Annotated in this window: 20 protein-coding genes and 1 pseudogene; 8 read left to right on the plus strand and 13 right to left on the minus strand. The window is 65.6% G+C overall.

Annotation, left to right across the window (positions count from 1 at the left end; translation table 11 throughout):
- Positions 1 to 50: 50 nt before the first annotated feature.
- Complete coding sequence (locus EGD98_RS07790; protein WP_220587771.1) at positions 51 to 1,151, plus strand: NADH:flavin oxidoreductase/NADH oxidase; 1,101 nt, start codon at positions 51 to 53, stop codon at positions 1,149 to 1,151.
- Positions 1,152 to 1,236: 85 nt separating this feature from the next.
- On the opposite strand, the gene EGD98_RS07795 is transcribed toward EGD98_RS07790, so the two are convergent.
- The 6 genes and pseudogenes from EGD98_RS07795 to EGD98_RS07820 all read right to left on the minus strand — a co-directional run.
- The gene (locus tag EGD98_RS07795; protein ID WP_220587772.1) at positions 1,237 to 1,545 is read right to left on the minus strand and encodes a DUF7979 domain-containing protein; all 309 of its coding nucleotides are present in this window, start codon (positions 1,543 to 1,545) and stop codon (positions 1,237 to 1,239) included.
- A gap of 71 nt (positions 1,546 to 1,616) precedes the next feature.
- Positions 1,617 to 2,618 carry a DUF368 domain-containing protein gene (locus tag EGD98_RS07800; protein ID WP_220587773.1) on the minus strand — a complete coding sequence of 334 codons (1,002 nt, stop codon included), beginning with the start codon at positions 2,616 to 2,618 and terminating at the stop codon, positions 1,617 to 1,619.
- Between the two features lie 91 nt (positions 2,619 to 2,709).
- Positions 2,710 to 2,955, minus strand: a complete 246-nt coding sequence (locus EGD98_RS07805) for a DUF7127 family protein (RefSeq protein WP_220587774.1) — start codon at positions 2,953 to 2,955, stop codon at positions 2,710 to 2,712.
- A gap of 102 nt (positions 2,956 to 3,057) precedes the next feature.
- The gene (locus EGD98_RS07810; protein ID WP_220587775.1) at positions 3,058 to 3,603 is read right to left on the minus strand and encodes a metal-dependent hydrolase; all 546 of its coding nucleotides are present in this window, start codon (positions 3,601 to 3,603) and stop codon (positions 3,058 to 3,060) included.
- 308 nt (positions 3,604 to 3,911) lie between these two features.
- Positions 3,912 to 4,676, minus strand: coding sequence for a hypothetical protein (locus EGD98_RS07815; RefSeq protein ID WP_220587776.1), 765 nt, complete (start codon positions 4,674 to 4,676; stop codon positions 3,912 to 3,914).
- 54 nt (positions 4,677 to 4,730) lie between these two features.
- Positions 4,731 to 5,291 (minus strand): annotated as a pseudogene (locus EGD98_RS07820) (phosphoribosylamine--glycine ligase); the annotation flags it as partial.
- A 221-nt stretch (positions 5,292 to 5,512) separates the two neighbouring features.
- On the opposite strand from EGD98_RS07820, the gene EGD98_RS07825 reads away from it, so the two are divergent.
- Positions 5,513 to 5,785, plus strand: coding sequence for a DUF7553 family protein (locus EGD98_RS07825; protein ID WP_220587777.1), 273 nt, complete (start codon positions 5,513 to 5,515; stop codon positions 5,783 to 5,785).
- Between the two features lie 3 nt (positions 5,786 to 5,788).
- Here EGD98_RS07825 and EGD98_RS07830 read toward each other — a convergent pair whose 3' ends face one another.
- From EGD98_RS07830 to EGD98_RS07840, 3 genes are all read right to left on the minus strand, one after another.
- Complete coding sequence (locus tag EGD98_RS07830) at positions 5,789 to 6,922, minus strand: YihY/virulence factor BrkB family protein (protein ID WP_220587778.1); 1,134 nt, start codon at positions 6,920 to 6,922, stop codon at positions 5,789 to 5,791.
- A 263-nt stretch (positions 6,923 to 7,185) separates the two neighbouring features.
- Complete coding sequence (locus tag EGD98_RS07835; RefSeq protein WP_220587779.1) at positions 7,186 to 8,430, minus strand: ornithine cyclodeaminase, nickel-pincer nucleotide-dependent; 1,245 nt, start codon at positions 8,428 to 8,430, stop codon at positions 7,186 to 7,188.
- A 69-nt stretch (positions 8,431 to 8,499) separates the two neighbouring features.
- Complete coding sequence (locus EGD98_RS07840; protein ID WP_220587780.1) at positions 8,500 to 8,730, minus strand: hypothetical protein; 231 nt, start codon at positions 8,728 to 8,730, stop codon at positions 8,500 to 8,502.
- Between the two features lie 217 nt (positions 8,731 to 8,947).
- Here EGD98_RS07840 and EGD98_RS07845 point away from each other — a divergent pair, with 217 nt between their 5' ends.
- Together EGD98_RS07845 and EGD98_RS07850 are read left to right on the plus strand one after the other, a co-directional pair.
- Positions 8,948 to 9,871 (plus strand): LLM class oxidoreductase, encoded by a 924-nt coding sequence (locus tag EGD98_RS07845; RefSeq protein WP_220587781.1) that lies wholly within the window; start codon positions 8,948 to 8,950, stop codon positions 9,869 to 9,871.
- Between the two features lie 44 nt (positions 9,872 to 9,915).
- The gene (locus EGD98_RS07850) at positions 9,916 to 10,671 is read left to right on the plus strand and encodes a pirin family protein (protein WP_425433349.1); all 756 of its coding nucleotides are present in this window, start codon (positions 9,916 to 9,918) and stop codon (positions 10,669 to 10,671) included.
- Between the two features lie 34 nt (positions 10,672 to 10,705).
- Here EGD98_RS07850 and EGD98_RS07855 read toward each other — a convergent pair whose 3' ends face one another.
- The gene (locus tag EGD98_RS07855) at positions 10,706 to 11,089 is read right to left on the minus strand and encodes a hypothetical protein (protein WP_220587782.1); all 384 of its coding nucleotides are present in this window, start codon (positions 11,087 to 11,089) and stop codon (positions 10,706 to 10,708) included.
- A 115-nt stretch (positions 11,090 to 11,204) separates the two neighbouring features.
- Between EGD98_RS07855 and EGD98_RS07860 the strand changes: the two genes are divergently transcribed.
- From EGD98_RS07860 to EGD98_RS07870, 3 genes are read left to right on the plus strand one after another with little or no spacing between them, the layout of a single operon-like run.
- On the plus strand, positions 11,205 to 13,106 hold the full coding sequence (locus tag EGD98_RS07860) for a PAS domain-containing protein (RefSeq protein ID WP_220587783.1): 1,902 nt from the start codon (positions 11,205 to 11,207) through the stop codon (positions 13,104 to 13,106).
- 53 nt (positions 13,107 to 13,159) lie between these two features.
- The gene (locus EGD98_RS07865) at positions 13,160 to 13,930 is read left to right on the plus strand and encodes a response regulator receiver protein (RefSeq protein WP_220587784.1); all 771 of its coding nucleotides are present in this window, start codon (positions 13,160 to 13,162) and stop codon (positions 13,928 to 13,930) included.
- Positions 13,931 to 13,990: 60 nt separating this feature from the next.
- Positions 13,991 to 14,692: an SOS response-associated peptidase gene (locus EGD98_RS07870; RefSeq protein WP_220587785.1), complete on the plus strand. Its 702-nt coding sequence runs from the start codon at positions 13,991 to 13,993 to the stop codon at positions 14,690 to 14,692.
- Here the strand turns inward: EGD98_RS07870 and EGD98_RS07875 are convergent.
- Together EGD98_RS07875 and EGD98_RS07880 are read right to left on the minus strand one after the other, a co-directional pair.
- A complete protein-coding gene (locus tag EGD98_RS07875) occupies positions 14,689 to 15,096 on the minus strand; it encodes a hypothetical protein (RefSeq protein ID WP_220587786.1) in 408 nt (135 codons plus the stop codon). The two genes, EGD98_RS07870 and EGD98_RS07875, sit on opposite strands and share 4 nt — an antisense overlap.
- Before the next feature lie 42 nt (positions 15,097 to 15,138).
- Positions 15,139 to 15,750 carry a translation initiation factor IF-2 subunit beta gene (locus EGD98_RS07880; RefSeq protein ID WP_220587787.1) on the minus strand — a complete coding sequence of 204 codons (612 nt, stop codon included), beginning with the start codon at positions 15,748 to 15,750 and terminating at the stop codon, positions 15,139 to 15,141.
- A 149-nt stretch (positions 15,751 to 15,899) separates the two neighbouring features.
- Between EGD98_RS07880 and EGD98_RS07885 the strand changes: the two genes are divergently transcribed.
- The gene (locus EGD98_RS07885) at positions 15,900 to 16,931 is read left to right on the plus strand and encodes a hypothetical protein (RefSeq protein WP_220587788.1); all 1,032 of its coding nucleotides are present in this window, start codon (positions 15,900 to 15,902) and stop codon (positions 16,929 to 16,931) included.
- A gap of 62 nt (positions 16,932 to 16,993) precedes the next feature.
- Here the strand turns inward: EGD98_RS07885 and EGD98_RS07890 are convergent, their stop codons facing one another.
- A complete protein-coding gene (locus EGD98_RS07890; RefSeq protein ID WP_220587789.1) occupies positions 16,994 to 18,790 on the minus strand; it encodes an L-aspartate oxidase in 1,797 nt (598 codons plus the stop codon).
- Positions 18,791 to 18,859: the final 69 nt, after the last annotated feature.

The raw sequence follows: 18,859 nt of genomic DNA on the forward strand, positions 1-18,859 counted from the left end.
CCGGTTCCGGGACCCCGGCAGTTATCAGACTCGCCGGTGAACATCCGCCGATGACAGCCCTGTTTACCCCCCTGGCCCTCCGAGAGACGACGATACCCAATCGAGTGATGGTCTCCCCGATGTGCCAGTACTCCTGTGACGCCCGCGACGGCGTCGCCACGGACTGGCACCGGACCCACCTCACTTCCCGTGCCGTCGGCGGCGCCGGGCTCGTGATGACAGAGGCCACCGCCGTCGAGGCCCGCGGGCGCATCTCCCCCGAAGACCTCGGTATCTGGACCGACGAGCAGGCCGCAGCGCTCGAACCAATCACCGAATTCGTCCGCGACCAGGGCAGTGTCCCCGGCATCCAGCTGGCCCACGCCGGCCGGAAGGCCTCGACGAGTCGCCCGTGGGAGGGCCACGAACCGCTCCAGCCAGACGCTGGCGGCTGGGACGTCGTCGGCCCGAGCGGCGAGCCGTGGCCCTACGACGACGAGGCCCCGGCGACACAGCGGCTCACCCGAGACGACATCGAATCGGTCGTCGACTCGTTCCGTGCGGCCGCCGAGCGCGCACGGGAGGCGGGCTTCGAGGTCGCCGAGGTCCACGCCGCCCACGGCTATCTCCTCCACGAGTTCTGCTCGCCGGTGACCAACGAGCGCGAGGACGGCTACGGCGGCGACTTCGATGGCCGGATACGGCTCACGCGTGAAGTCACGGCTGCGGTTCGAGAGGTCTGGCCCGACGGCAAGCCTGTCTTCGTTCGCATCTCCGCGACCGACTGGCTCCCAGACCGGGAGTCCTGGACCGTCGAGGACTCGGTGCGACTGGCCGACGACCTGGCCGACGTGGGCGCGGACCTCATCGACGTCAGCGGCGGCGGAATCAGCCCGGACTCCTGGCCCGAGAACGCAGGGCCGAACTACCAGCTTCCCTACGCCGAGCGTATCGGGAGCGAGTCCAGTTCAGACATCGCCGTCGGCACGGTCGGCGGAATCACCACGCCCGAGCAGGCAGCGGCCATCGTCGCCAACGACCGGGCGGACCTGACCATCGTCGGGCGCGAACACCTCCGTGACCCGTATTTCACACTTCACGCGGCACAGGCACTCGACGCGACCGACGAAATCGAAGGGCCGCCCCAGTACCGTCGCGCGTTCGGGTTCTGACCGGTCATACTGCCGGCTGTAACAAACTGAAGTACTTCGCCACCCCTGGGTGGCGAATAGCTTTAGGAACGTACAGCCGACAGTATCAGGAGACGGCGACGGCGACCTCGTACGTTCGATTCTGATAGTGCACGTATCGGTTCTCGGCGAACACGGTGTAGTCGAGGTCGCCCGGGATTTCGACTAGCTCCGAGGAGTTGCGGGCCCGCTCGAACAGCTCCTGCTGGGCCGGTGAGAGTTCTTCGAACGCGACAGTCTCGTTCGCTGAGACGTTCCCCTCGGCCGGCTCGACGTCGAGGTAGGCGGCGTGCCGTGTGCGTTCTGCCCGGCGAGACCGATATATATCCCGCCACCGACGACGAGGAACGCCAGCACACAGCCGGCGAGGAGCCACGTTCTCCTGTCCATGTCGGGCGGTAGACAGGCGGTGATAAGTGCTTTCTGCGGGTGTGCGCCGACGGCTGGCTACACCGTGTCGAGGTCGAGGTCGACGGCGAACCAGTTGAGCGCGAGCAGAAATAGGCTCCCGGCGACTGCGGCGGCGGTGAAGGCGAACAGGACCTCGTCGGTGAAGCCGGCGGCCGTCTCCTCTCTGGTCACGACGATGGGCGCTCTGAGCGCTCCCACGACGAGTGCGACGAGAAACGTCATCGTGGCCGGTCGATTTCGGTCGAGGGCGCGACGGACGACCCGCGAGACGGTAAAGAGGCCGACGAACCCGCCCGCGATGAAGGTGACGACGACGGTCGCGTCGGTGACGAGTGTCGCGGACGACCCGCCGGTTACGGGGGAAAGCAACGCGTCGATGAACCGACTGAGCGTGTCCGACATGAACTTGTACTGGCCGAGGATGATGAGCAACAGCGACCCGGAGATACCCGGGAGAATCATCGCGCTGACCGCGACCGCGCCCGCGAGGAAGACGATGAGGAGGGCGTGAGTCTCCAGAAATTCGACGGGGCCGGCGAGCAGGAAGGCGATAGAGAATCCGACGAAACCCGCGACGAGCTGAAACATGGAGTCGAACGAGATTTCACGCAACAGGATGACCGCCGAGACGGCGATGAGCCCGAAGAAGAACCCGAACAGAAGTGCCGGCGCCTCGTCGGCCAGGATACTGACCGCGCGGGTGATCAGCACGACCGCCAGACCGACACCCGCGACGAGCGCCAGCCCGAACCAGCCGTCGACTTCGTCGAAGATGTGCAGCGCCCCTCGGAAGTCGAAGCCGCCGTCCAGCGGCGTCAGGGCTTTCAGGAACGTGACGATGCGCGTGGGCGTCAGCGCGTTTATCATCGCGATGAGCCGCCCGTAGATACCGGCGATGAGCGCGATGGTCCCGCCAGAGACACCCGGAACGGCGTCGGCGCTGCCCATACAGATACCGATAGCGAACGTCCGCGCCCACTCCCGTACCGGCGGCACGGAGCCACTGAGCGTCGGTAGCTTCTCCGGCGACGTTGTCATTGCCCACAGCTACCGCCATGCGGGTGAAATCTCTTGTGGAGTTGACTGCGGTCGTGGTGCGGGCGTCCGGTAACGGCGAAAACGAGCCGTGTTAGCTGGAACTCTCGACGACGAGCACGCCGTTGTGCAGCGTCGCAGTCCCGCTGCTATCGGGGAGGTCGACGTCGATTTCGGTCCGCAACGTCGGCGTGTCGATAGCGACGACAGCGGTCTCGTCGATGCATTCGACGGTCACCTCGTCGTCGGCGAGGGGGTGGAGGTCCGCGGCGACCGTCCACCCGTCGTCGTGGTCGGTGCGAGAGACGTGCAGGTCGTGTTGTTGCTGGGTCGCGTCCATCTGACAGACGATAGTAGGGGCGCTATCGACATAGGGTGGCGGTTGGCAGGCGCCGAAGGCCGACGGGCCACGTGGGTCGTGCGGAGTCCAGCAGTCCCGAGGCTAGCGCTGGTCCGAGAGCGGCCGCCCCCGAGCCGACTCCTCGGCCCCGCCCGCCTCGACCGGTGGGCTGACCGGGACACGGTAACTGCACACGAGCGCCGCGGCGCCGACCACGACCAGCAGGACGTTCGCGCTCGTCGAACTGGCCTGGACGATGTCCAGTGAGTAGGCCGCCCGCGAGGCCGGGAACAGCGGCTGGATACCCATCGGCGTGATGACGTCACCGACGAGGTGAGAAACGACGCCGGCTGCGCCGACCAGATAGCAGACGGCGGGATGTTCGCCACCGAGTCCCGGCGAGCCAACCGCCGGCGCCCGAAAGAGTAGGACGACGAGCACGCCGGCGATCATGGCGGCAAGCAGTGTGTGCGTGACGCCGCGGTGGACCAGCCCCGGCCACACCTTGTCGATGTCGGGGAGCACGGCCAGCGCGAGCGCCACACCCAGACATTCCGTCGCGGCCGCCCGGCGGCCTCGAAGCCTGAACCAGCAGATGAGCGGCGCGAACAAGAGCGCGGTAAGCCCGACGTGACCCGGCGGATACATCGTCTTACTGGTTCGAAAATGGCGGGTTAAGGGTTCGTACCAGGACACGCTTTAATTACCCGGAGATAGCTGTAGTATCGATACCGGTTGACTCCGGTTAAGCGAGACGTAGCTGCCAGGTCCAGCCGGGTAACCACTGGGGCCGTGCAGGTACTACTATCCTAACGCGGTCGAGCGTGTCACTCGCTCCATCCGCAGAGTCACACCGAGAGTCCCATCTACCTGCAAGTAGTCGCTGTCTTCGCCCCACCGATTTATCGGGCTCGCTCGGGGCTGGACCCACAGCTCAGACAGCCACCGAATAATAGCTAGATTGTGACCGTAATCTCGTCCCAGTGCATATGGCAGCTTCCGGCGCGGAATTCGTATGGCTCTCGATACTCCGACGTTTTCAGTCCGTAAAGTCGGAGCGTCTCGACGTCGGTGCCGTTTACGAGATCGAACGTCCCAGTAGTTCCCTCACCGGCCGTCAGGTCGGTGAACGCGACCTCGACCGTCCCGTCGTCCCAGTCAAACGTCAGCGCTGTTTCGATCCAGCGCTCGTACCCGTAGCCGTCGCTCGGCTCGTTCCGCTGTGCAATTTCTGGTTCGTTGATGACGTTCCACTGTGGGTTATTGCTTCCCGTGAACAGTTCGAACTCGCCATCGGAGTTGACCAGCACGAGCCCGCCACCGTTGCTATTACTCGTCTCTCGCCAGTAGTACTTGAGCTCCCGTATCTGGGCTCCGCCGCCGAGTTCGGACGGCGACGCAGTGGCAAGTAGCGACACTTCGTCGTCGGTCTCGACTCCCGCACTGGCGTCGCCGCTGTAGGCGTACGCTTCGCTTCGCCCCCAGCGGTCGTCTTCGACAGTCCACGCGGTGAGCTGGGGGTCCTCGAACCCGAGTGTGAAACTGGTCCGGCTGTCCTCTGCGGCGTCTGTTGTCGTCTCGGTCCCGCCGTCTGGTGTCGTTTCGGTCCCGTCGTCTTCACTACCGTCTTCGTCGGACTCGTCGTCCAAGATACCCAGACATCCCGTCAAGCTGACCGTTCCAATGCCCGCTGCCGACGACAGCACAGTCCTTCTATCCATGCAGTTCCTTCGCAAAACTAATTATATAATTTCTTTGAACTACCGGGAGACTGTTCAGGCTGACGACATAAGATATCCCCAAGCCTGGACCCGGTCACCGTTCCCGGCGATCCACCGCTCGCCGATGTCGTCCCGGTAGTAGCCGTTGGGAACCACGATATCGTCGATGCGGTCGTAACACTGTCGCCGGGCCGCTTGTATCGTCTCGGCTTTCCCGGTCACGACGAGGGGTATCCCGTTCTCCCCGGCCACGCACCATTGGCCCTCGACCATCGAAGGGTCGCAAGGGCCGCCATCGGAGAGACACTTCGCGTCCTCCAGGTGTATGCCGTCGCGGTCAGCCGTCTGAAAGACGACGGTGGCGTTGCGTAAGTTCTCGTCATAGGTTTTCTCGTCGTCGAACGGGAAGGGCGGGAGCACGGCGCGAACGCCGACCTGGAACCCCAGGTGGACCCGCAGGCGGGGGTCCCGACCGTGTGCGAGGTCGTCCAAGAACTGCCCGGTCGGGGAGTCGAAGCCATCTTCCTGTACGGCGATTGTCGGATAGCCGAATCGAGGTGTGAACTCCAGGGGATAGATGCCGCTATCGTTGACGATGCAGTTGCGGTCGATGCTGAGCGTCACGCTGACGACGGTGTGGCCTCCGCTGTAGACTCCCAGTCGAAGTTGTCTGAAGCGCCGCGTCCATCGAAGTTGCTGGCCGCGCTGGCGGTAGCTGCCCGCGGAGTGGGTTGCGTGTGGGCGACAAATCGGTCCGGAACCGGACGCCATCGTAGATAGCTGCAGGAACCTCCACTGGAGGAACTGTTTTACACCGCTTGCCAGAACAGCAGGGTATGACACGCGAGGAACTCGCGACAGCCAGTGACCTGCTCGAATCGGCGGCCGACGACACGGCAAACGACGACGCGGGCGAGCGCCTCGGCGAGCTCGCCGGTCAGCTCGAACGGCTCTCGACTGCCGACCGCGGCCCCGACCACGGTCGACTCGCCCGCATCCAGTCGGCGCTGAACGACCTCCAGAGTAATGACGGGACCGACGTAGCCGAGACTATCGACGACGCCGACGACGCCATCAACGAGTACCGCTCGGACCTCGAAGGAGTATAACGACTAATCCTCGGCCTGCGACTCGTTCGCGACCCGGCGGTCGGCTGCTGGCTCGCTCGCCTCCGGGCCAGCCCGGGAGGCCAGATACTCGACCAGCTCGTCGTCAGAGACCTCCCAGCGGAGCGTCACTAGCCACTGGTTCGTCTCGCCCTCGGTCGTCGACTGCTCGACGAGCTCGACGGGACCGGTCGGTTTCGGTCGTGGCCCGACGAGGTCCGTCCGCCGATGGGAGCCCCGGTCGGTCAGGAGCTCGGTCCGGAGGTCGGCCAGATACGCGACCAGTTCGGCCGGTTCGAGAGATTCGGTCCGCTCGGTGGTGAAATGCGTCGTCGCGCGACCGACGCCGCCCGGCCCGCCCAGCGAGTGCTCACCGATGACCGCGTTGACAACGGCGCCCAGCAGGAGCACCAGCGCCGAGAAGTAGAGGTACGTGACGACGACGATGACTCCGCCGAAGAAGTTGCCCGCGCTCGGATCCGCCACTGAGAGGTACAGCTGGAAGAGTCCTTGCAGCGCCCCCCAGCCGACGGCGGCCACGACGACGCCGGGCAACACGTCGCGGACGCCCAGGTCCGCGTCCGGGAAGACGTAGTAGATGGGGTAGAACGCGACGACGAGCCCGGCGAGCAGCGCGACTGGCGTCAAGAGGTCGCTGAACGGGACACGGTCGGCGAGCCCGCCCAGCACGATGCTGGAGCCGACCATCGCCACGAGCGCGACGGCGAGCGCGACGAAGACGACCAACCCGTCACGGAACTTGTCGACCAGGGAGTTCGTGTCGACGGTCTCGTATATCTCCGAGAACGCTGTGTCGAGTCCGCGGAATATCTTCAGCGTCCCCCAGACCAGCACGAGCAATCCGATGATGGACGCGCCGGCGCCGTTTGTCCCCCCCTGAAGCAGCCCCGTGACGAGCTCCGCAATCGGCCCGGGGAGCCACCCGATTGCACTCTGGATGACCTGCGTCTCCAGCCCGACGCCGACGGCGGTAAACAGGACAAACAGCAGTAACAGCATCGGCGCAAGCGAGATGAACGCGTGGTAGGCCAGGGCTGCGGCCATGAACGTGACGTTCTTTTCCGAGAAGTCCGAGGCGACTCGCTTGCCGAAGTCGATTGCACCGGACTGGGTGACCATGGTCAGATTAGTAGCTTTATTGAGAAGAAATTGTGATGCGACTTCCACGTCCAGTGGTTCCGGAGTTGTTTCTCGCTACGTACCACCGTCACTTCGCGAGGCTCGTGGTCCCTACTCCTCGACCAGCTCCTCGGCCAGCAGCGGCACGAACCTCCGCAATCCACCTTTTTCTGCCTCGGGTGTGCTCACTACGCTCGCACACCACTCGTTGAAAAACGTGGGCGAAAAAGGCCACTCGCGGCGCAACGCGCCGCTCGTGGTCCCTACTCCTCGACCAGCTCCTCGGCCAGCAACGGCACGAACGTGCCGATGTCGGTGACCATTCCCACCGCCTGCGCGGAGCCGCGGTCGACCAGCTGCGTGACGGTGGCGGGGCTGATATCCACACAGACGACCGGCGTCGTGGAGGGGAGGCAGTTGCCGACGGCCACCGAGTGCAGCAGTGTCGAGAGCATCAACACCATGTCGGCCTCGTGGGCCTGCGCTCGGATGGCGTTCTGTGCTTCGACGGCGTCGGTGATGGTGTCGGGCAGCGGGCCGTCGTCGCGAATCGAGCCCGCCAGCACGAACGGGCGGTCGTTGGCGACACACTCGTACATCACGCCGGACTCGATAGTCCCCGACTCGACGGCCGCTTCGATGCCGCCCTCGCGGATGACCTCGCTGATGGCGTAGATGTGGTGTTTGTGGCCGTGACGAGCGTGGTCCAGTGTCTCGGTGTCGACGCCCAGCGACGTGCCATAGAGGTCCCGCTCGATGTCGTGAACCGCGAAACCGTTGCCAGCTGAGAGCATATCGATGTGGCCCTCGCGAACGAGGCGAGCGAGGTCCTCGCGGGCGCCGGAGTGGATGAGCGCCGGCCCACAGACCGCGAGTACGTCCCCGCCCGACTCGCTGGTCTCTCGCATCGCGTCGGCGATCTGGCGGATAGTCGACTCCGAGGGCCGTTCGGCGGAGACGCCGCCCTGCATGAATCCAAAGGTCCCACCCGAGTCCCGCGGTCGTTCCGGCGGTTCGACCCTGATACCGGTGTCGCCCGTGACGACGCGGTCGCCCGCCTCGATGGCGTTCAGGACCTTGGTGTAGGCGCGGGGGCCGTCCGAACCGTCACTCGATGGCTCGGGTTCGACGACGATGGCACAGTCCATCTCCATGTTCTCGACCGGGAGCCACTCGTCCTCGTAGCGGACGAACGTCGGGTGGTTCGTCGTCGAGTAGAAGCCGTCTGGGACCACCCGGTCGGCCGGCGCCCGCTCCAGTGTCGCGTCGGTCGGGTCGGCCGGGTTCGCGCCGTGCTGGTGGAGTTCGTGGACGATGGACTGGAGCGTCTCTGTGTCGTCGGCCTCGACCAGTAACCTGGCGTAGGATTCCTCTTCCTTCCGCCGGCCGATGTCGAACGCCTCCACGGTGAACGAACCGCCCATATCCATCACGATGCTGAAGGCTGTCCCCATCGTCCCGGAGTCGATGATGTGACCCGCCAGTTCCACCTCGCGAGAAACCGTCATGCGTGTGGAATGGTGACAAGACGCAAAGACGGTTGGGGTGGGTATCGAAACGTGTCGGAAAGAGAGAGTCTAGTAATTGCTCCCTTGGGTTATTTCGATTGAGTAGTCCGGCTGAGTGTACACCTTCCTGAGTTCGCGGAGTCCCACGAAAGTCATGACGCCTCCGAACGGCACAGCTATGAATGCTCTCCCGGGGTTATAAAAAGAAAATAGTATGGACACCGCTCCAAACCCGACCACGAATAGCCCGAAGATCGTGCCCAAAACCCGACCTTTTGTCCCATAGACCATTCTACTCATACTGTTGTGTAAATTACTATCTGCATTAATACTTTGTATAAAATATGAAGGAGAAGCGTACAGCGCCACGAGAAGACGACAAGGCCGCTGTAACGGATATGCTGGTTCCGCTACCGGACCGGCGCCCTGCTACCGGGTACGCGAGTCCTCGCGGACCGGACCGTCGGCCAGGCCTGACACCACAGCACCGATACGTCTCCACCCGATACCGACGGTGATGACCCGACGCGGCTACGAGAACGCTGGCTATCGGCGGTTGTTCGACGGCGACGGACTCACCGTTGGGCTCGGCCTGCCACTGACGGGCGTCCGGGAGTCGACGCCGGCCGTCGAGGCCGAAGTCCGGCTGGCCAAACGCGCCGAGTCGCTGGGCTTCGACGGCCTCTGGGCCAGGGACGTACCGACCTTCTGGCCCCGCTTCGGGGACGCCGGCGGGGCCTTCGACACGTGGCCGTTGCTCTCACATCTGGCCGCCCACACCGACGACATCGCGCTTGGCACCTCGAGTGTCGTCCTGTCGCTGCGCCATCCGATTCACGTCGCCAAGTCGGCCGCCACCGTAGACCGGTTCTCCGACGGTCGGCTCGTCATGGGTATCGCCTCCGGGGACCGCGACCCCGAGTACCCGGCCTTCGGCGTCGACCCCGACGAGCGCGGCGAGCGGTTCCGCGAGCGCGTCGCGGCGGTGCGGGCCATCTGGCGCGAGGAGTTCCCCGAAATCGAAGGGTCGTGGGGCCGTCTGGATGGCGAGCTGGACGTCCTCCCGAAGCCGACGACAGAGACGCTCCCACTCCTGCCGACGGGCAACGCCCGCCAGTCCGACGAGTGGATTGCCGACCACGGCGACGGCTGGCTCTTCTATCACCTCCCGGAGTCCACCCTCGAATCGTACCTGGAGCGGTGGCGCGAGCAAACGACCGACAAGCCGTTCGCCATCGCCGTGCGGGTGGCCTTCGCCGAGGACCCGACCGCAGAGCCAGAGCCCCTGCATCTTGGCTACCGCGCCGGTGTCGAGTGGTTCCGCGAGTACTTCCACCGGCTCGAATCGTACGGGCTCGATCACGTCATCGTCGGGCTGGAAGCCGACGACCCACAGGCTGCGATGGAGACGTTCGCGAGTACGGTCCTCCAGGAGCTCTGAGTGACGATACCCTGTGTCCGCGCGTATATCAGGCTCCAGCACGAATCCACGGTATCGTGACACAGTCGAAATCGCTGTACAAGGCCCCCAGAACGACTGTCTCCCAGGACCAGGGGAAGTTCCGCATCCACTTCAACTTCCCCGGCCGGAACCACCCCGACCACGACGACCACGGCTACGGCCCGCTGGCGACGGTCGTCGAGTCGTTCATGGACCCGGACACGCTCATCGGGATGCACCCCCACCGCAACGAGGAGATCATCTCGTGGGTCCCAGACGGGGTAATGCGCCACGACGACCGGCAGGGAAACGAACTGGTCACCGACCCAGACCACCTGCTGGTCATGAACGCGGGCCGGGAGTTCTGGCACGAAGAGCGCACGCTCGCCGAGGACCCGCCGCTGCGGATGTTACAGATTTTCGTCCGGCCACACAGCCTCGGGCTGGAACCGACGATACAGCACGAGCCGATTCCGACGCCGGTCGACGGCGAGTGGCGACACCTCTTCGGGCCAGAGGGGACGACAGCGCCGGCGTACGTCCGGAACCAGGTACACTGCCACGACGTTCGGCTCCCCGAGGGGGCCAGCGTCGAGTTTCCGACGGTCGAGGGCTGGGATACGTATTTTTACGTCTTCGATGGGGCGGTCGCGGTCGCCGGCACCGATTTCGACCGCGCCGAGAGCGGCCTGCTGGTCTCGGGCGGCGAGACCATAACCGCGACGTCCGACGCCGTGGTGGTCGCGTTCAGTATCGACCCGACGGCACCGGTCACGCGACAGGGTACAATCGGCCGCTGAGACGGGCTCCGTTAAACGTGCCCGTGTAAGACCCCTATGGGTCCACCCGTCGGTCGACGGCCCACGACAGCGAGGGGTCTACGTCACAGAGCCGGTCGTAGAACCGCCTGAGTCCGGCCGACTCGGTTTCGGGCAGGACGTGTAGCCGGACGGTGCCGTCCCGGACCGCCACGCGGAACACGTCGGTCGTGTCCTCGTCGCGGACCAGCCACAGCGGCATCGGTAGGTCGTGGAAGTCACCGTAGCGGTACGGGCCATCGGCGAGTATATCCGTGACTACGGCCGCCAGCTCGGGCTCGGTGTGGCCCCGATTCGGAACGAGTTCGAACTCCGTGCCGCCCTCGTACTCGACGCCGCTGCCGTGGGGGTATCGTCGGGTCGGCCGGGCCGGAATCGAGAACGAGGGGTCGCCCGTCATCTGTGTTGTCGTTGGTCGTGATAGCGCTTAAAATCGCGGGCGCTCGACCCAGGTGGCTATCCACCGTGATAACTGGGCGCTTACATTTAAGCGAGGAAATATCATGGTTTATACTATGAGAAGTGACGCCCCCGGGTCATCACTGGTGCTCCACGCTGGGAGCGACGACGGGCTGGTCGGCGACGCGGTCGAATCGCTGGGGACGGACGAAGCGACAGTCCGGGCCGTCGATAGCGAGGCGGCGGCGCTGACCGCGGTCAGAGAGGAGTCGGTGGGGTGTCTCGTCTGCGAGAGCGAGTTCGCCGACGGCGACGGGCTGGAGCTGCTGTCGGCGCTCGAAACGAGCGCGCCGCTGCTGCCGACGCTGTTCCTGACTGACGACCCGTCACTCGGAGACGCGGCGCTTTCGGCCGGCGCGACTGATATCGTGGTCAAACAGGACGGGCTCGACCCGGTGGCGGTACTGGCCCGCCGGCTGGAGAACACACTGTCCCGGGGGCCAGCAGTCACTCGTGACGCCGACGAGGAGGCGGTTGCCCTGCTACAAAGTATGTACGACGTCACGACCGATACGGAGTCGAGCTTCGAGGCGAAGGTCGACCGGTTGCTGCGACTGGGCTGTGAGACGTTCTCGCTGTCGAACGGGTTCCTGACCCGTATCGAGGGCGGGGAGGCCGATGGGAAACAGACCATCGTCCAGTCGCGCGGCCCCCACGAGAAGCTGTCTCCGGGCGAGTCATGCCCGCTCTCGCGAGCCTACTGTCGTGAGACCGTCCGCACCGACGGCCTCCTGGCGTTCGAGGACGCCGTCGAGGCGGGGTGGACCGACGACCCCAGCTACGAGGAGTTCGGCCTCGGGTGTTACATCGGCGGCAAGGTTGTCGTCGACGGGGAGCTGTACGGAACGCTCTGTTTCGCCGACACCGAGCCACGCCAGACGCCGTTCACCGAGCTGGAACGGACCGCAGTGCGTCTGATGAGCGAATGGGTGAGCTACGAACTCGAAGGCCAGCAGGCCCGCGCGGAGCTGGAGCTGAAAGAGCGCGCCATGGACGAGGCCCCAGTGGGCATCCTCATCAGCGACCCCGACCAGCACGACAACCCGGCAGTGTACGTCAACGACCAGTTCACCGAGATGACGGGATATCCGGAAGCCGACGCGCTCGGCCGGAACTGCCGGTTCCTCCAGGGCGAGCGGACCGACCCGGAACCGGTAGCCGAGTTGCGGGCGGCGATAGACGCCGAGCGCCCGGTCTCCGTCGAACTCCGCAACTACCGCCGTGATGGCACCGAGTTCTGGAACCGTGTCTCGGTCGCGCCAATCCGCAACAGCGAGGGCGAGGTGACCAACTACGTCGGCTTCCAGGAGGACGTCACGGAGCGCAAGGAGCACGAACTTGAGCTCAAACTTCGGAACCGAGCGATTTCGGCGGCCCCAATCGGCATCACCATCCACGACACGTCCGCCCCGGCGTTGCCGGTCACGTACGCCAACAGCGGGTTCGAGGCCATCACTGGCTACGAGCCCACGGCCATCGAGGGGGAGCCACTCTCGATGCTGGCGGGCGCTGAGACGGAGCCGGAGCGGGCCGGAGCGCTCGAAACGGTCGGCGGTGAATCGGCCTCTGAGACGCTCCTGCTCTACCGGACGGACGGGTCGCCGTTCTGGGGACGGGTGAGTATCGCGCCGGTCACCGACGAGGACGGGGAGACCACACACGCCGTGGGGTTCCTGCAGGACGTGACCGAGACCAAACAGCACGCCGAGGAGATAGAGCGGCGCCTCGACGAGTTCGGCGACGTTCTCGCCGCCGAGCTACAGACGCCACTGCGGGACGCCCGGTCGCGGCTGGCCGCCGACCTCGACGAGCTCTCCCCTGGGGACCTCAGCGCCGCGCTGGCGGCCATCGAACGGACGGACAGCCTCATCGACGACCTCACCACGGTGCACTCCTTCTCGGTGAAATCCCGCGACGTGTTCGAAACGGACGGGAGCGCGCCGGGGACGGACCCGTGACCGGGAATCGACCGTGGTGGCCTCGCTGGGGCTCGACCTCTCTCTGAGCACCAATGGACCACCTCATCACAGATGTCGTCATCTGCGAGCAAAACCGCACGCGAGCAGAGCTGTACGCACTCTGGCTCGACCAGGTGGACGCGGCGGTCGCGCTGACGGCGCGGGAGGCGGCCGACGCCGTCGATGAGGGGACGGCCGTCGTGGTTCTCGACCAGCGCTTCGCCGGGGAGAAGACGCGGAACCTACTGTCGCTCGTTCGGTCGGAATCGCCGCTCTCCCGGGTCATAGAAACCCGAGAGCGGTCCTCGCCGTTCCCGGAGCTTGGCCTCGACCACCACCTTGTCAAGCCCGTCTTCGAGGCGGAGCTGACCGACCTCGTCGGGACCCTGTTACTGCGGGCCAACTACCATCTGGTGCTCCGGCTCTACTACCAGACGACAGCCCCGCTCCTGTCGCTGCAGAGTCAGACCGAGCCGAACGACGCGGCGGTCGAACAGCGAGAACGCCTCGAGGCCCGGGCCGAACGGCTCAAAGACGTCATCGGGACCTACCAGGCTGCGATGAGCGAAGACGACATAGCGGCCGTCAAAGACGCTGTCAACTACACGCCCGTTCGGAAGGCCCACGATAGCGACACCGATACCGGCAGCAAATACCGGCCAGATAAGTGCTCCCGTTGTCGGGAGCCGTGGAACAGCTCGCCGTCGGAGGGTGGGACCAGAGTCACCAGACTGGGAGCGTACGTCTGGCGGTGTGGTAACTGCGGCCACGTTCAGATGCGTGCCGACCCGAGCCACCAGGACGTCGGGAAGTTCCGCCGCTGACCGACGGTTCCGGGCCCGCGGGTGGTGCGATTTATCCGCACGTGGCCCTTCTGGCCGAGTATGTGTGGCCGTTACAGTCTGTTCGCGCATCCAGCCGACATCGAGGCCCGCTTCGACGCCGCCTTCGACTTCGAGTTCGAGGCCCGCTACAACGCCGCCCCGAGCCAGTCGCTCCCGGTCATCACCGGCGAGGACCCCGACACGATTCAGCGCATGGAGTGGGGCCTGGTGCCGTCCTTTGCGGAGTCACGGAACGACCACGGCTACATCAACGCCCGGGCGAAGACACTCGCCGAGAAGCGGTCCTTTGCCGACGCCTACGAATCGCGGCGGTGTCTCGTACCCGCTGATGGGATGTACGAGTGGGTGGAACAGAACGGTAGCAAACAGCCGTATCGGGTCGCCCTCCCCGACGACGACCTCTTCGCCATGGCCGGGCTCTACGAACGGTGGGAGCCGCCCCAACGCCAGACCGGACTCGGTGAATTCGGTGCGAGTGGCGACCAGGGTGGCCAGGACGAGGTCGTCGAGACGTTCACCATCGTCACGACGGAGCCAAACGACACCGTGGCCGACCTCCACCATCGGATGGCCGTGATTCTCTCCCCCGATGAAGAATCACAGTGGCTCACTGGAGACACCGACACCGTCGCAGACCTGCTCGACCCCTACGGCGACCCGATGCGGACCTATCCGATATCGACGGCCGTCAACAGCCCCAGCAACGACTCACCGGACATCATCGAGCCCGTCGATGGCTAGCGGATGAACTCGTGGGTGTTCGTCTCTTCGGTGAGTTCGCGCTCCGGCTGTGGGCCGAAGGCGTCCTCGTGGATGAACAGATACACCATCAGGACCAGCGCGAAGACGACACTGCCAAGCGAGAGTGGCGTTCGCACACCGGCCAGTAGCGGACCGAAGTAAACGACCACGACACCCGAGAGGCCGAGAAGCGCCAAGGCCAGCCCGAGCTTTCGCAGCTGCGCGACGTACAGGGCGGCCAGTAACAGGGCGAAGCCAACGGTGAGTTTCCCGATACCGATGGCCGTCGTCAGACTCAGCTCGAGTTCGACCACCAGGTCCAGCGTGCCGGCAGCGAGTTGCACCGCGCCGAGCGCTACGAGAAGCACACTGACCCCGTACGCGCGGGCCTGGCCCATCGCCATAGCAACACAATCGGCGGCCCGGCGTAATATCTCTATGGGGCGTTACTGAACCCGACCGAATGCGAGCGTCCCGCTGATGGACTCGATGTAGGCGTTGACGACCTGGCCCTCGCGGGCGCCGGAGACGAAGATGGTATACTTGCCTTTCTCGGCGACACCGTCGCCCTCGCGGCCGGTGCCGGTGATCTTGACCTCGTAGGTCTCGCCCTCTTCGAGCGTGGGCGTGTTCTGCTGGGTGGTGTTGCTCGAACCCTTCGAGACCGGACGGAAGGCACCGCAGGCCTGACAGCGGAGCATGTCCACGCCGTCCTCGGTCTTGAGGACGGTGTCGGGCAGGCCACACTCCGAGCAGGTGACGTACTCGGCGGTGTAGGCGTCGATTGCGGCCTGGAAGTCGGCGATGTCGAAGGAACCGTTGTAGCGAGCCTCGCCGCCGTCGAACTGTCCGTTGGTCCCGAACTCGCGCTGGATGGTGCTGTGGAGGTGCTGGGCGTCCCGGGAGAGGGCGTCGGCGATGGCCTCGAGGTTGGTCAGTCGTGTGAACGCGCCGTCGGTCTGACCCTCCGGCTCCGGGATGGAGAGGCGCTCACCGGCCTCTCGTGGCTGGTCCGGGAGCACGTCGTATGCTCTGTCGAGTGCGGCTTCGTAGTTCATACCGGAAGGACGGGGTTCGAGCCTAAAGGCGTTCCGTGATAGCCCCTCGCACCGACAGTCCGGCGCTACCGAGATGCGTGCGTTCGTAAGCCACTGCAACCGGAGCTAAGTTCCCGATAACAAATCAATTCGTCCCAGTTGCCAGCGGTATGTCCAGATACGGGACACGCAGACGGTTCCTGACCGCAGCGGCAGCTGCCTTCGCTGGTCTCGGCCTCGCCACGACCACCGACGCCGACGACCACCGCACGTTCACCGTTGAGCAGGACGGCGACTGTTACCCGGTGGTTCCGCTCTCGGGTGACGAGCCCGTCGAGGCGTTCTACGAATGGGGGCTCGACGAGCGCTCGTACAGCTCCGAGGGGACCCGGGAGCTACAGGACTCGGAGACGAGCCTCCTGTTTCTCTATCGAGGACCCGAGGGGCTCAGCCTCGTCGTCGTCCACGACGCGGCGGACGACGGGACCCCTGGCGGAAAGGTCACCTTCGAAATCACGGGCATCCCGGGGAGCGCGACCTGGGCGGTCAAGGACGACCTCTACGAGGCCGAGACCAACGTCGACACCTGGGAGGTCAACGGGACCGTTCTGGAGGCAAACGAGAGCACGATAACCGACGACTACAACGCCTCCAGCGAGAACGAGACCGCGGGCGATGGCAACGAGACCGAGCCGTACCAGAACGAGACGGAGGATACTGCCATCGACCAGGGCAAGAACGATACCGCGGGCGATGGCAACGAGACCGAGCCAGACCAGAACGAGACCGCAGCGAGCACGCGAACCGACGAGATAGACTGGTGGTGGACCACTGGCCGGACCGACGGGGGCGCGCTCCGCGGGCTCGCGGTCGACGACCTCGAGCTCCGCATCGAGCCCGCGTTCAACGACGAGGCCGAGCTGGAGGACACGCCGAACGACGGCGAGGTGACGTCGTGGGAGCTGCTCTCCGGCGACCGGGAGGACCCGGACCGGACCGCCCTCGACCTGCGCGAGCCGCTCACACTCCGGACCGGCAGCTGTGACGGCGACACGCCGACGGCCGACGACGCCACGGAGGCGAACGCGACCGACAACTCGACAGGGACCGAGAGCGAGGGCGAAACAACCGACGCGAGCGAAGATGGGGAAGATATCGCAGCGGACAACGAAGATGAGGCGGACAGCGACGAGAGCGAATAGCGGGCGGGGACAAGAGTCGGCTTTCGCGGCCCGCCCGACGGCGTCAAACTGCTGTGGGTCGGTTATTCGAGGTGGTGGTAATCCAGTTCGTAGCCGGTGTCGACGGCGTCCTGGACTTCGGAGCTGGGCTCGGCCACGCCGCGGGTCCGAAGGTCCAGTCCGGTCGGCCCCTCGCTCATAACGATGTTTCGCCGCCAGTCACCGTCGGTCTCGGGGTAGTCCGTCCGGTAGTGTGCGCCCCGCGATTCGGTCCGTTCGAGGGCGGCCCGCAGCATCGTCTCGGCTATCGGGAGGCTAAAGGAGAGGTCGACGGCGAACTCGAACTCCCGGCTCGTTCGGTCCCCGTCGATACGGAGGTCGGCCGTCCGCGCCCGGAGGGCGTCGAGTTCGGCCAGTCCCTCCCGCAGTGACGCTTCGTCCCGGAGGATGCCGGCGTGCTCCCAGAGGATGTCTCCCAGGTCAGCGAGTAGCTCGCGGGCCGTCACCTCGCCCTCGCTGTCGGCCAGTTCCGCGAGCGCGTGGAACTCCCGCTGGGCGAGCGCGCGCTGACTGGCAGTGACGGCCGGCACCGTGTCGTCGACCTGCTCGGCGACGTGTTCGCCGACGAGCTTTCCGATAGCGACGGTCTCGGCCAGCGAGTTCCCGCCGAGTCGGTTGGCGCCGTGGACCCCCGCGACCGTCTCGCCGACGGCGTAGAGTCCGGGGACGCCGGTTTCACCCGTCGAGGAGTCGATGTCGACCCCGCCCATCGAGTAGTGGGCCGTCGGTGCGACCTCCATGGGCGCCTCGGTGATGTCGACCCCGAGCGACCCGAACCGCTCGACCATCGACGGCAGGCGGTCCTTGATGTACTGGTCGTCACGGTGGGAGATGTCCAGATAGACGCCGCCGTTGTCGGTGCCGCGCCCCTCGCGTATCTCCTGGGCGATGGCCCGGGCGACTACGTCACGGGCGTCGAGTTCCATCTGGTCGGGCGAGTACCGTTCCATGAACCGCTCGCCCTCGGCGTTTATCAGCCGGCCACCCTCGCCCCGAACGGCCTCTGTCACGAGCCGCCCGTCCCACTCCTCGCCGTAGCGGGCGCCGACCATCCCGGTCGGGTGGAACTGGACGAACTCGATGTCCATGAGCCGGGCCCCGGCCCCGAGCGCCAGGGCGGGCCCGTCGCCGTTGTTCTCGTCCGCCCGCGAGGAGTGACGGTGGTACAGCGCCGAGGAGCCCCCGGCCGCGAGCACCACGTGGTCGCTCCGGAAGAGCACGAACTCGCCGCTCTCCATGTCGAAGCCCATCGCCCCCGCGACCCGCTCACCGTCGGTCAGCAGCCGCGTCACCATCACGTTGTCCCGGTAGGGAATATCCATCGACTGTGCTTTCGCGACGAGTGTGTCGAGCATCGCCTCGCCGGTCCGGTCACCCACGAAGCAGGTCCGTCGGAACGACTGTGCGCCGAAGTAGCGCTGATTTATTTTCCCGTCCTCGGTCCGGTCGAAGGGCATCCCCCAGTCGGCCAGTTCGCGGATGCGGTCGGGCATGTGCTTCGCCGTCAGCTCGACGGCCTCCGGGTCGTTGATGTAGTGGCCCTCGTCGAGCGTGTCGGCGGCGTGAATAGTCCAGTCGTCCTCCGGGTCGAGGCTCCCCAGCGCGGCGTTGATACCGCCGGCCGCCCACGTCGTGTGGGCGTCCCCGTGGTCGCTCTTGCCGATGACCAGCGGCTCGACGCCGGCGTCGGCCAGGGCTATCGCGGCCCGGGCGCCCGCCGCGCCCGCGCCCACGACGAGCACCGGAACTGACACCGTCTCGTGGTCGATGGGGTCGTCGCGCACAGCCACTGTTTCGGCCGTCTGCAGGCGATCTCGCATGAGCTAACGTAGGGGCTGTACACGGATAAGCCTCGCGCGCGTGCGTGTGATTGAAAATATGAATTCGTG

Origin of the sequence: Haloarcula salinisoli (genome assembly GCF_019599405.1) — an archaeon.
In the GTDB taxonomy this organism is placed as follows: Archaea; Halobacteriota; Halobacteria; order Halobacteriales; family Haloarculaceae; genus Haloarcula; species Haloarcula salinisoli.

What these genes read in the sequence shown, in the direction of transcription:
- EGD98_RS07790 (WP_220587771.1), top strand. Translation starts at nt 51, where the DNA reads ATGACAGCCCTGTTTACCCCCCTGGCCCTCCGAGAGACGACGATACCC.
- EGD98_RS07860 (WP_220587783.1), top strand. Translation starts at nt 11,205, where the DNA reads ATGAGAAGTGACGCCCCCGGGTCATCACTGGTGCTCCACGCTGGGAGC.
- EGD98_RS07830 (WP_220587778.1), bottom strand. Translation starts at nt 6,922, where the DNA reads ATGGTCACCCAGTCCGGTGCAATCGACTTCGGCAAGCGAGTCGCCTCG.
- EGD98_RS07855 (WP_220587782.1), bottom strand. Translation starts at nt 11,089, where the DNA reads ATGACGGGCGACCCCTCGTTCTCGATTCCGGCCCGGCCGACCCGACGA.
- EGD98_RS07815 (WP_220587776.1), bottom strand. Translation starts at nt 4,676, where the DNA reads ATGGATAGAAGGACTGTGCTGTCGTCGGCAGCGGGCATTGGAACGGTC.
- EGD98_RS07870 (WP_220587785.1), top strand. Translation starts at nt 13,991, where the DNA reads ATGTGTGGCCGTTACAGTCTGTTCGCGCATCCAGCCGACATCGAGGCC.
- EGD98_RS07825 (WP_220587777.1), top strand. Translation starts at nt 5,513, where the DNA reads ATGACACGCGAGGAACTCGCGACAGCCAGTGACCTGCTCGAATCGGCG.
- EGD98_RS07835 (WP_220587779.1), bottom strand. Translation starts at nt 8,430, where the DNA reads ATGACGGTTTCTCGCGAGGTGGAACTGGCGGGTCACATCATCGACTCC.
- EGD98_RS07845 (WP_220587781.1), top strand. Translation starts at nt 8,948, where the DNA reads ATGACCCGACGCGGCTACGAGAACGCTGGCTATCGGCGGTTGTTCGAC.
- EGD98_RS07885 (WP_220587788.1), top strand. Translation starts at nt 15,900, where the DNA reads ATGTCCAGATACGGGACACGCAGACGGTTCCTGACCGCAGCGGCAGCT.
- EGD98_RS07840 (WP_220587780.1), bottom strand. Translation starts at nt 8,730, where the DNA reads ATGAGTAGAATGGTCTATGGGACAAAAGGTCGGGTTTTGGGCACGATC.
- EGD98_RS07880 (WP_220587787.1), bottom strand. Translation starts at nt 15,750, where the DNA reads ATGAACTACGAAGCCGCACTCGACAGAGCATACGACGTGCTCCCGGAC.
- EGD98_RS07875 (WP_220587786.1), bottom strand. Translation starts at nt 15,096, where the DNA reads ATGGCGATGGGCCAGGCCCGCGCGTACGGGGTCAGTGTGCTTCTCGTA.
- EGD98_RS07865 (WP_220587784.1), top strand. Translation starts at nt 13,160, where the DNA reads ATGGACCACCTCATCACAGATGTCGTCATCTGCGAGCAAAACCGCACG.
- EGD98_RS07800 (WP_220587773.1), bottom strand. Translation starts at nt 2,618, where the DNA reads ATGACAACGTCGCCGGAGAAGCTACCGACGCTCAGTGGCTCCGTGCCG.
- EGD98_RS07810 (WP_220587775.1), bottom strand. Translation starts at nt 3,603, where the DNA reads ATGTATCCGCCGGGTCACGTCGGGCTTACCGCGCTCTTGTTCGCGCCG.
- EGD98_RS07890 (WP_220587789.1), bottom strand. Translation starts at nt 18,790, where the DNA reads ATGCGAGATCGCCTGCAGACGGCCGAAACAGTGGCTGTGCGCGACGAC.
- EGD98_RS07805 (WP_220587774.1), bottom strand. Translation starts at nt 2,955, where the DNA reads ATGGACGCGACCCAGCAACAACACGACCTGCACGTCTCTCGCACCGAC.